Consider the following 11,300-nt stretch of genomic DNA (forward strand, 5'->3'; position numbering starts at 1 on the left):
ACTGTTTATTCGAATCTTGTAAACTTATGACGATAGCTTGACAACATATATATATATAATATGAAGATAATAGTGGTATAATAAGCAGGGGAGGATTTATGTCAAATAAACCAAAGTTAAAAGTTTTTTCTTTTTATATGTTTTTTGTTTTTCTTGTTTTACTCGGGGCTCAATATATTCTTTTAGATTTATATTCTTCCCGCTTATTTGCATTTCAAGAAAATTTATTAAACCTTAAAACAATTCAAGCAAGACCTCTTGTAGAAACTCTTGTTTTGATTGCAGGGCTTTTGTTTATCAATATCCTTGCACGCTTTGTAATTATCCGTTTTGGACGTAAAAAATTACAGATAAAAAAGGATATGGTAGAAAAATATTTAAATCTCCCCTTCACTTATTACTATGATGTAAACTATTCTCAAGTTTTAGACTCATTACAAACTTATCCTCAAATTTTTATAAATGATGTTTTAAAAATATATACGCTTTTTTTTAATGCTGTAATTTGCGTTTTGATTTTTATAAAACTTTTTTATGTAAGTGCAATGCTTTCCGCCTTGTCCTTGGCCTTATTGCTTATCTTCTTTTTAATAAACAGACTTTTTTTACGCCTTGTGCAAAAGATAGATAAGCTCCGCATCAAATTGGGTCCCTCTTTATATAGGGAGCTCGGAGATTCCGTTTTAGGACGCTTGGATATCCGCTCCGTAAACTCGCATAAGTATTTTGAAGAACGGATTTTTACAAAAATGGATCAACTATGCAACAGTTGTTTTAAAAAGAAAGAGGGCATAGCTATAAGCCGCAAGAATTTGGAGAGGATTATTCAAAAAGTTTTACCTCTTTTTTCGCTTTTAATTGCCTTATTTATTTTTAAGGACAAGAGTGCAGGAAATGCGGTAATGCCCTTCTACATGCTCTTTATTTTATTGCCGAACCCCTTAAACTCGATTTCTATATTTGAACATATTAAAAATTTAAAGACAATGATTGAACCCATTGAAGAAGTTTTACAAAAAGAAGAAGCTAAAAGAGGAAATGCCTTATTTAATTATGATGATATCAATGTCAATTCATTAACCGTAAACTTACGAAACCAAAAACTGCTTAATAAGATCAATGTAAGTATTAAAAAAAGTGAAAAAGTTTTAATCATAGGAGATTCAGGGTCCGGAAAATCGGTGTTTTTAAACTGCCTTATGGGTGCGGAATATAATCAAAGAGGTGAAGTAAACTACGGAAGTACGGAAGTAAAAGAATTCACCCTTGAAAGTTTTTTAACAAATACTTCATTCCTTGATCTAAAAGGATTGGTCTTGCCCGGTACATTAAGATACAACCTGCTTTTAAATAGTCTTGAAAAAATTAGCGACGATGCCTTAAAGTCTCTTATTCGTTCTGTGGGTATTGCGGAATTTATTCCGTTTTTACATGACCTTGATACGGTTCTTGATCCCGATACTTTATCTGACGGGGAAAGAGTTACGGTTTCGCTTTTAAGAGAGCTTATTAAAAAACCTCAAATATTTTTTCTTGATGAAACTTTCAGCTCTCTGGATGTTGCGGTCGAAGACTGCTTTTTAAAATATCTCATGTCGACTGATAGTACTGTAATTATGATTTCTCATAAAAAAGAACATGTTCAATACTTTGAACGGATTCTTTATTTTCAAGCCGGAAATATCCGCGTCGATATAAAAGCAAAATATGCCTTAACGAATCCGCCGATAAAAGATTTTTATAGTTCGGTATATGAGGATATGCAAAAAGGAGAGACCTTATGAAAACCGTTTATACCTTATACAAAAAATTTTATAAGGATTTGAGTTTACTTATTATTTTTTTACTTGCTCTAAATGCCGCAAATTCTATATTTCTTGTTTTAGGAAAAACAACTCTTACTAAAGTACTAACAGGCTTTCCCTTTGCTTCTCTTTTAGCTATGTCAATATCCGTTATAGTATATGTTATAGTACAAAGTCTTTATGATCTTATTTTAAATAAGTACATTACCTATAGGGCCTTACCGTCCATGATGAAAACCGCCTTTTATCACAGCTTGGTAAACAGCAACCGTAAGGCAGAGGAAGAAGGTTTTTATACAATGTCCTATACTCAGGATATTAATGTTCTTATTCCTTTTTGTTTTGAATTTGCGGCAGCTTGTTTTAATATCATTATTCTTAATATTTTTTTATTTTCTATATCCTTACTTCTTCCCCTTATTCTATTTGCAATAATTATATCGGCTAATATCTTTATTACTTATTTGGATAAACAAATAAACGGAGCTTACGGCTTACTCGATGATGAAAGTATAAGCTACGGAGGTATTATTAAAACGGTCTTTCAATCAATTTTTTTAACCTTAAATAATTCGATTAAATGGAATTGCAAAAAATCCATTTTACAAAAAGAAGAAGAACTTTTAAAAATCGAAAATAAAATTCACAGGCTGGAGGCCGTAAAAAACATTTTTTTTGAAGGACAAAATTATTTTATTCCAATTGTCATAAGCGTTTTTTGTATTTTTGCCCTGCCCGGTATGAATTTGGCAGATCTTTTATACATAATTTTTATTATTTCGTTGGCTAATCAAAACATGTCAACTATTTTTTTAGCAGTAAGACAAATAAAAAGATCGGTTCCTATAGCAAAAAAATATTTTAATTATATTGGAGAGTGTGAAAAAAAAGATAAGAAAAACATACATGAGGAAGGTGCCCTGATTAACGCAAAGAATATTTCGCTTGTTAAAAACGATAAACCGATATTTAATAATATAGATTTTAATCTCAACGAAGGGGACAAAATTGCAGTTGTCGGGCAAAACGGTTCAGGAAAAACAAGTTTATTACGCATCCTCACAATGAACGAAGATGCCTTTTCAGGTTCGCTTACATATAACTTAAAAACTTTAAGAACTAATACAATTCCCTGTCTTTGGAGCCATCCTCATATCTTTAATATTTCGTTACGTGATAATCTTGTCTTCGGCAAAGCCGTTCCCGATTCCGATATAATCAAAATATTGAATGCACTTAAATTAACTAATTTTGTAGACTCCTTACCGGAGGGCTTGGATACTGTTATGGATATGAACAACTTGACCGTATCTGACGGAGAGAGAAGCCGAATCGCTTTAGCCAGAATATTACTTCTAACTGCCGATTGTCCCGTCCTCCTCTTAGATGAGTTTTCCCGCAATGTCAATACGGAAATCGAAGACCTAATGTTTAATTTAATTTTTACTAAAAAGCAAGCAATCGCTGCCGTTACGAATAATATTGCAACTGCAAAGCGCTTTCAAAAAATCTTATTCGTTTCACGGCAGGATGGGACTATAAGAGAAATATCCAAGGAAGACATAGAAGAAAAAATAAAGAATATTTAATGTGTTTCCTCAAATCAAACCCGAAGATATTTTTAGGCCTTAATCTCAAAATGACTAAAGCTCATGGTAAAGGACGCCCTTCCCTGAGTGGCTGAACGGAGGTCGGTGGAAAAGCCGAACATCTTTGCCATAGGGGCTTGGGCGTGTACAATGTCCGTACTTGCCTTTGAGTCCATGCTTGAAATTAGACCTCCCCTCTGGGTAATCTGACTCATGGCGTCTCCTACAAATTCCTTGGGGCTCATAATGTCTACAGCCATCACGGGCTCCAAGAGCACGGGGGCGGCTGCACTGCAAGCGTCGTCAAAGCACTTTGCGGCGGCGGCTTCATAAGCAAAGGGGGTTGCCGTAAGTTCATTGTATTTTACCGAAACGAGTTCTACCTCAATATCCGTACAAGGATAACCTACCTTAATTCCCGAACTAAAGCAGCCTTCGATAGAACGCTTAACGGCTGCTAAAAGCTCTTCGGGAAGAGCATTGGAACCGCCCGAACCGGACTTTTGGAAGGTTTTAATCTTTGAAACAAAGCGGTTTCCAGTTCCCCGCTCAAGGGGGCGGACGGTGAGTGTAAGCTCGGCCTCATTGTCTTTGCCGCCCAACTGCTTGCTGTATTTTTCGGTTTGAGTTTTTTCTGCGGTAATAGACTCCCTGTAAGTAACCTGCGGGTTTCCGACTCTGGCTTCTACCTTAAAGTCGTCCAACATTCGGCGGGTTAGAACATCTATATGGAGTTCTCCCATGCCCGAAATTATAAGCTGTCCGGTTTCACTGTCTTCGCGGCTTGTGAAGGTCGGGTCTTCCTTTGAAAGAATTTCCAAGACTTCTTTTAAGCGGTCGCTTTCCGATAAGCTTTTAGGTTCTACCGAAACGGAAATAACGGGCTCGGGGAATTGCATGGACTCAAGCAAGAGGGGCTGTCCCTCGGAGCCCAGGGTATCTCCTGTCTGCGAAAGTTTGAGCCCGATAAAAACGGCTATATCTCCGGCCTGAACGGAATCCGTTTGTTCCGACTTATTTGAATGCATACGCAAGATTCTGTTTACGCGTTCTCTTTTCTTTTTTCCTGTGTTAAAAACCTGATCGCCCGATTTGATTTTTCCCGAATACATTCTGACATAGCAGAGACTTCCTGCATCCTTGTCGTATTGAATCTTAAATACAAGACCTAAGGGGGCTCCTTCTACCTTGCACGGAACCGAGACCTTTTCTTCCTTTTTGGGATTGAGAGCCTCTGCCGGAAGAACCTCATCGGGGGCAGGTAAAAAGTCTACAACTGCATCGATTAGGGGCTGAACACCTATATTCCTTCTTGCCGATCCGCACAAAAACGGAATATAGTTTTGATTTAAAACGGCCTTTCTGATTTCTTTTTTGATAAGCTCTTCGGGTACTTCTTCCCCTTCAAGGATGAGCTCGGTGATTTCGTCCGAGGCTGAAGAAATGGTATCGAGCATTTTTTCGCGCCATTCTTCCGCCAAGGCAAGGCGGTCTTGGGCTATGCAGGTATACTCGTATTTTTCGCCCTCGGTTGCGGCATCCCAGTGAATCTCCTTCATTGAAATAAGATCGATAACGCCTTCAAAGCTGTCGCTTGCTCCAATGGGAATTTGAACCGGCACAACCTCAACTCCGAATTTTTCGTGCACGTCTTTTAAGACTGCAAAAAAGTCGGCACCGATTCTGTCCATCTTGTTTACAAAACAAATACGCGGAACCTTGTAGCGGTCAGCCTGATGCCAAACGGTTTCGGTTTGGGGCTGAACTCCTCCGACTGCACAGAGAACGGCAACCGCCCCGTCCAAGACACGCAAGGAGCGTTCTACCTCGGCCGTAAAATCTACGTGCCCGGGTGTATCGATTATATTTATCTGAAAATTTTTCCAATAAGTGGTGGTGGCGGCACTTTGGATAGTGATTCCCCTGTCCTGCTCTTGGGCCATCCAGTCCATGGTTGCTTGACCGTCATCTATTTCGCCTATCTTATGAATTTTTCCCGTATAAAACAAAATACGCTCGGTGGTGGTGGTTTTTCCCGCATCTATGTGAGCCATTATTCCTATGTTCCGCATCTTATCAAGCATTTTCACATTCTCCAAAAATCTTATTTAAGCGAAAATAATAGCAAAAAAATCAAAAAAAAACAATCGGGAGCTTTTAAATTTGTCAGATTCTTTCTATAGAGATGCCTGAAAGCTCATTTGCCTTTATAAACATATCCTTGATGATTCTATAAGAACCTAATCCGGCAAACAAAAAGCCAAGACCTAGACTAGGAAGAATAGATTTAATAAATTCCGGATCGAAAAAAAAGACCGGAGAGAATTTTATAAAAGATAAAAAGTCTAAACCGGCTTCTTTTTTGACGGCTAAAAATAAACCTATATATTCAGCAAAAAGCAGGGCAAAAATTATAGCAAAGATATTTATTATAGCTCCTACCTTGGTTGCCTTTCCTTTTCCAAAATTATAACCATAAAATGCAGAGTAGGCTATAAAATAGCCTGCAATGGACGCATAAAAACCGAAATAACCTATTAAGATCCAAGCTGCAGAGCCGAGTAGAGCACCTATGATGCAGCATAAGGTTCCGGTTAAATAATTATTGGGTTCATTGTTTACTTTTTCCATCTTCATTTTAAAATTTTCTGCACACTCAGAACATAAAAAGGTTGGAACACCCTTAATTTTATAAGTATTTGTTTCTCTTGTTTTAGTACATGAAAAGCAAACATCTTTTGATTCTAATTCTGTTAGAAGAGCTGAAAGATCTTTTAAAAAAGATTCAAGTTCAAAATCAGCATCACCATAGGAATAAGTTAAGGATAATAAATCTTCATCCATACTAAAGGTTTTTACCCTTCCCATCTTTTTTTGCTCATCTAAAAAAGTGAATAACTCTCCCTTTGATCCGCTTACGGCACAAGAGGTTTTAAGAGCAAGCTCTTGATCGGTTAATTTATCTTGTCTAATAAGAAATTTATTATTACCTATACTTCCTGTCCATATACCGTTTATATCTTTAAAAAATAAGCGATTAAGTAGTTTCTCCATATTGTCTGTCATTTAATATCTCCAAATATTTTATCGGACTTTATTTTATCAAAAAATAAAATAAAGAGCAAGCTAAAGATTCTTTATCTCACATTATGTTTAAAGCTCTCATGGATATATCTTTTATTAAAAAATATTACAAAATTGATTTCCGTGGCGGTAAATATAAAACTTGACATAGTATATGCTATGGTATATACTTATTCTATGGGGGTGAGATATGGAAACGGCAAAATTATTCCGAAACGGCAGGAGTCAGGCAGTCAGGCTGCCTAAAGAATATAATTTTTCGGGAACTGAGGTTTTTATCCGGAGAGCCGGAGAATCTGTTATTCTATTCCCAAAAAACAAGGACTGGGAAACATTCTTAGAAGGTTTAAACGGGTTTACCGATGATTTTATGGAAGAAGGAAGATGTCAGCCTGATTTGCAGGACAGGAAAGATTTATAATGTATTTATTGGATACGAATATTTGTATATTTCTTAAAAATAAAAAAAGTCCTAATGTTCTTCAAAAGATTAAAGAGAATAAACACTTAGGGATTTACATCTCAAGTATTACCGTAGCAGAATTGCAGTTCGGTGTATATAATAGTAAGTATATAGAAAAAAACAAAATATCATTAATAAAATTTTTGACACCATTTTCTATTTTAAATTTTGATGATAGAGATGCTCAAGAATTCGGAAAAATAAGAACATCCTTAAAAACTGAAGGTAAAATTATTTGCGCCTATGATATGTTAATTGCAGCACAAGCTATAGCGAAAAATTTAATCCTTGTTACCAACAATACAAAAGAATTTTGCCGAATAAAAAACTTGAACCTAGAAGATTGGAAGTAAGGCTTACTCAACCTTCTTTTTATTCGAATTTGAAATAAGCCCTTGAGCGAAACAAAGTTTATATGTTATAATAGAAGAGTATGCAAGGTTACTTGCGGTAAATATTTTTTGAAGAGGTGAATTATGGATAAAATAAAACTTGAAAGAATGAAAAACGATAAGGGTTTTATTGCGGCATTGGATCAAAGCGGCGGAAGTACTCCTAAAGCTTTGGCTGCTTACGGAGTTCCCGAAACAGCTTATTCCAATGAAGATGAGATGTTTGATCTTGTTCATGCTATGCGCACAAGAATAATCACAGGTAAGGCTTTTAATTCCAATAATATTTTAGGTGCAATTTTATTTGAGCAAACAATGGAGCGCGAAATTGAGGGAATGCCCACCGCCGACTTCTTATGGGAAAAAAAGAAGATTCTCCCCTTTTTAAAGGTCGATAAGGGGCTTGCAGAATTAAAAGACGGCGTTCAGCTTATGAAGCCGATACCCAATTTGGATGCTATGCTAAAGCACGCTGTAGAAAAGCACATTTTTGGAACAAAGATGCGCTCGGTTATAAAGGAAGCAAATCCCCAAGGTATCAAGGCTGTTGTAGATCAGCAGTTTGAATTGGGTATTCAAATTGCAAAAGCCGGCCTTGTTCCGATTATAGAGCCGGAAGTAGATATTAAATCACCCGACAAGGCCAAGTGTGAAGAAATCCTCAAAAAAGAATTGGAAGAGCATCTTAAGACCTTGCCGAAAGACTTGCTTGTAATGTTCAAGCTTTCAATTCCGACAAAAGAAAACCTTTACGAGGAATTCACAAAGCATCCTCAGGTAGTTAGAATGGTAGCCCTTTCAGGAGGTTATTCCAGAGACGATGCAAACAAGCTTCTGGCTAAAAACCGAGGTATGATTGCAAGTTTCTCCCGAGCTCTCGCCGAAGGCCTTTCTGCAAGTCAAAGCGATGATGAGTTTAACGCAACCTTGGAAAAAACCATCAAGGGCGTTTATGAAGCTTCAATAACATAGTTTAAAAAAGAGCAAGGTTTATCAGCCTTGCTCTTTTTTTTGTAAACTGTTTCTTACGAACTGCAGCTTTCACATTCTTCGACTTCGAGGGAGCGGCTGCGTACATAATAGATTGATTTAACGCCTTCTTCCCATGCCTTTATGTACAATGAAAGAACCTTACTGAAAGTAAATTCGTTTGTTATGTAGAGGTTTACCGACTGGGCTTGATCGATGTGGCGCTGGCGCAGGCCTGCTGCCCTTATGCTCCAGTTCTGATCAATATTGTGGGCATTTTTATAAAGCCAATAGGTTTCTTGTGAAAGAGAGGGCGCAACCCTCGGCATTAGGGAACCTTTTTTTTCCTCTAAAAAATACTTGTTCATAATGGGGTCTACGCCGGCAGTTGTGCCTGCTATGATCGAAGTCGAGCTTGTAGGGGCGACAGCCAAAAGATAAGCATTCCTCATTCCGTTTGATTTTACTTCCTCTGCAAGAGCCTTCCATTTTTCATCCATGTAATTCCTCTTTTCAAAATAGGCACCGGTTTGCCAGTCGCTTCCTTCAAAGTAGGAATAGGAGCCTTTTTCTTTTGCAATTTGAGAGGATGCCTTGACGGCTGAATAGTTGATTTTTTCAAACACCTTGTCGGCAAATTCAAGGTGTTCTTCGCTTTCCCATGCGATGCCGTTTTTTGCAAGGGCATGATGATAGCCTGAAGCGCCCAAGCCGATTGACCTGTACCTGCTGTTGGTAATTTGTGCATACGGAATAGGATAGAAATTTAAATCTATAACATTGTCCAGGGCTCGCACTGCCGAAGAAACTATTGTGTCGATTTCTTTTTCATCGTTTACGTCAATGTTTCCCAGAACGAGGGAGGCGAGGTTACATACAACAAAGTCTCCGGGGATGGTAGTTGTTGCAACGACTGTGTCCCCGTCTTCCGTTTTTATTTCGATGCTCTTATGTTTTATCTCGCTCATGTTTTGGGAAATTTCCGTGCATAGGTTTGAGCAATAAATCATTCCCTTGTGAGGGTTGGGATTTGTTTTATTTGCGTGATCGCGGTTAAAGGCAAAGGGGGTTCCCGTTTCTACGGCCGACTTTAAAATTAAGCGTACCAATTCTTTTATCGGGATTTCTCTTTTGCTGATACGGGAATCGGCAACGCAGTCCCTGTATCTTTTTTCCCATTCTTCTCCGTAAAAATCTTCGAGGGCATAACCCTTCACTTTTAAAATTTCGTGGGGGCACATGAGATACCAAGAAGCATTTATATCGTCGCGTACGGTTTTCCAAAAAAGGTCGGGATAGCAGACTGCGGGGAAAACATCGTGGGCCTTCATTCTGTCGTCGCCGTTATTTGTGCGGAGCTGTAAAAATTCCGGAATGTCCTTGTGCCATACATCGAGGTAGACGGCGACCGAGCCCTGCCTTACGCCGAGCTGGTCAACGGCAACAGCCGTATCGTTTGCAAGTTTTATCCAGCGGATAATTCCGCCCGCCGCTCCCATAAAGCCGCGGATGGGCGAGCCTACGGCCCTAACCTTTCCGAAGTAAAGTCCCATTCCTCCTCCGAATTTTGAAACCTTGGCAAAGTTATCTATGCTGCGGTAAATACCGTCAAGAGAATCGGGGACCGTATCTATAAAGCATGAAGAAAGCTGATGATACGGCTTTCGGGCATTTGAAAGGGTTGGAGTCGCCATCGTAACCTTTAAGGAACTGGTCATATCGTAAAAACGCCTTACCCATTCCATCCGGTTCGATTTTTCTTTCATAGCTAAGTGAAGGGCGATACCTAAAAACATTTCCTGAGGCGACTCAAGGACGACATTTGAATGAGTGTGAATAACGTAGCGGCGTAAGAGGAGGTCGAGGGCACTGTAGGTAAAAAGCTTGTTTCTTTCTTCATTTATAAATGAGGCGGCTTCTTCCAATTCGGCACGTGTGTAGGCCTCGCAAATATAGGTCCCGTACAGACCCTCGTTTTCAAGATATTTTATTTTTTCATAAAAAGAATTAATCTGACGCTTTTCAAGCTCGGTTTTTAGTTTTAAGTTAAATTGAAGCATTAAAAGGCGGGCTGCAATAAATTCCCAGTTTGGTGCATCCTGTGCGGTCAGCTCGACGGAGGCCTTGATGAGCATGGCAAGGGATTCCGCCTCGCTCATATTTTCTTTTCTAAAAGAAAGGAATTTATGAGAGAGCAGGTTAAGGCTGTACTCGTCCGAGGTAAAGTCGTTTTGAATCTCGGTAAGGACGCTCTGAATTTCTATCGTAGAAAAAAAGCGGCTTATCGTTTGCCGCGAATCCCGCCTCTTTGTGCGGCCTACCCTGTAAAGGATGAAGTTTTTTACTTCCGCATAATAGTTGTGTTCTATTAAAGTCTTTTCGACCAAGTCCTGAATCGTTTCGACGTGAACAAGGCTTCCGCTTTTGGTAAGCTCCAAGATGTATTCCTCTATTTCCTTTACCAGAGGCGGGATGATTGTATCTAAATCGGTATGCGGAGAATCTTCCACACTCTTAAAGGCAGCTCTAATCGCTCCTTCAATTTTTTCAGGCTCGTAATTTTTAGTTTCGCCGTTTCTTTTTATGATTTGCATTTTATTGTTCCTTGCAAGCATAGTTAGGTATAGATTCAAGAACTGCTCGAGCTATGCTTAAACTACGCTATATGTTGTATGTTTTATTGATTTTCGGCGATTATAACACAACATATAGCGTATGTCAAGGATGGAAGAGTTACTTATTAACTATAAGATTGCCCGCTTCTTATTTTTATGTTATAATGAGACTATGAATACAATACGAAAGATGCCCATAGGCGTTCAAAGTTTTGAGGTTCTACGAAAAGAAAATTATAAAAATTGTTGACAGCAAAAAAATTTTGTTCTATAATATTGAAAATGACATTAAGTAATAGTAATTTATTAAAAAAAATAAATTTTTTCTCAAAAACTACTAGACAAAATAGTAAAAAATATTGTACACTACCCCCCCCCCCCCC

8 protein-coding genes are annotated in these 11,300 nt (G+C 38.2%); 5 read left to right on the top strand and 3 right to left on the bottom strand.

The window, feature by feature from the left end:
- Positions 1–98: 98 nt before the first annotated feature.
- Both E4O04_RS01865 and E4O04_RS01870 read left to right on the top strand, forming a co-directional pair.
- Positions 99–1,784, top strand: a complete 1,686-nt coding sequence (locus tag E4O04_RS01865) for an ATP-binding cassette domain-containing protein (protein ID WP_253709414.1) — start codon at positions 99–101, stop codon at positions 1,782–1,784.
- A complete protein-coding gene (locus E4O04_RS01870; RefSeq protein WP_253709417.1) occupies positions 1,781–3,394 on the top strand; it encodes an ATP-binding cassette domain-containing protein in 1,614 nt (537 codons plus the stop codon). Before E4O04_RS01865 ends, E4O04_RS01870 begins: the two co-directional genes overlap by 4 nt.
- 32 nt (positions 3,395–3,426) lie before the next feature.
- Here E4O04_RS01870 and fusA read toward each other — a convergent pair whose 3' ends face one another.
- Complete coding sequence (gene fusA, locus E4O04_RS01875; protein ID WP_253709420.1) at positions 3,427–5,478, bottom strand: elongation factor G; 2,052 nt, start codon at positions 5,476–5,478, stop codon at positions 3,427–3,429.
- A gap of 82 nt (positions 5,479–5,560) precedes the next feature.
- Entirely contained in the window at positions 5,561–6,460 is a 900-nt protein-coding gene (locus E4O04_RS01880; RefSeq protein ID WP_253709422.1) for a hypothetical protein, read from the bottom strand.
- Between the two features lie 208 nt (positions 6,461–6,668).
- On the opposite strand from E4O04_RS01880, the gene E4O04_RS01885 reads away from it, so the two are divergent.
- From E4O04_RS01885 to E4O04_RS01895, 3 genes are all read left to right on the top strand, one after another.
- A complete protein-coding gene (locus tag E4O04_RS01885) occupies positions 6,669–6,899 on the top strand; it encodes a type II toxin-antitoxin system antitoxin VapB (protein WP_253709425.1) in 231 nt (76 codons plus the stop codon).
- Positions 6,899–7,294 carry a type II toxin-antitoxin system tRNA(fMet)-specific endonuclease VapC gene (locus E4O04_RS01890; protein ID WP_253709427.1) on the top strand — a complete coding sequence of 132 codons (396 nt, stop codon included), beginning with the start codon at positions 6,899–6,901 and terminating at the stop codon, positions 7,292–7,294. Before E4O04_RS01885 ends, E4O04_RS01890 begins: the two co-directional genes overlap by 1 nt.
- Before the next feature lie 123 nt (positions 7,295–7,417).
- Positions 7,418–8,305 (top strand): fructose bisphosphate aldolase, encoded by an 888-nt coding sequence (locus E4O04_RS01895; RefSeq protein ID WP_253709430.1) that lies wholly within the window; start codon positions 7,418–7,420, stop codon positions 8,303–8,305.
- 53 nt (positions 8,306–8,358) lie between these two features.
- Here the strand turns inward: E4O04_RS01895 and E4O04_RS01900 are convergent, their stop codons facing one another.
- On the bottom strand, positions 8,359–10,896 hold the full coding sequence (locus E4O04_RS01900; RefSeq protein ID WP_253709433.1) for a ribonucleoside-diphosphate reductase subunit alpha: 2,538 nt from the start codon (positions 10,894–10,896) through the stop codon (positions 8,359–8,361).
- Between the last annotated feature and the right edge of the window lie 404 nt (positions 10,897–11,300).

This window comes from Treponema sp. OMZ 799 (genome assembly GCF_024181365.1).
Taxonomy (GTDB): Bacteria; Spirochaetota; Spirochaetia; order Treponematales; family Treponemataceae; genus Treponema_B.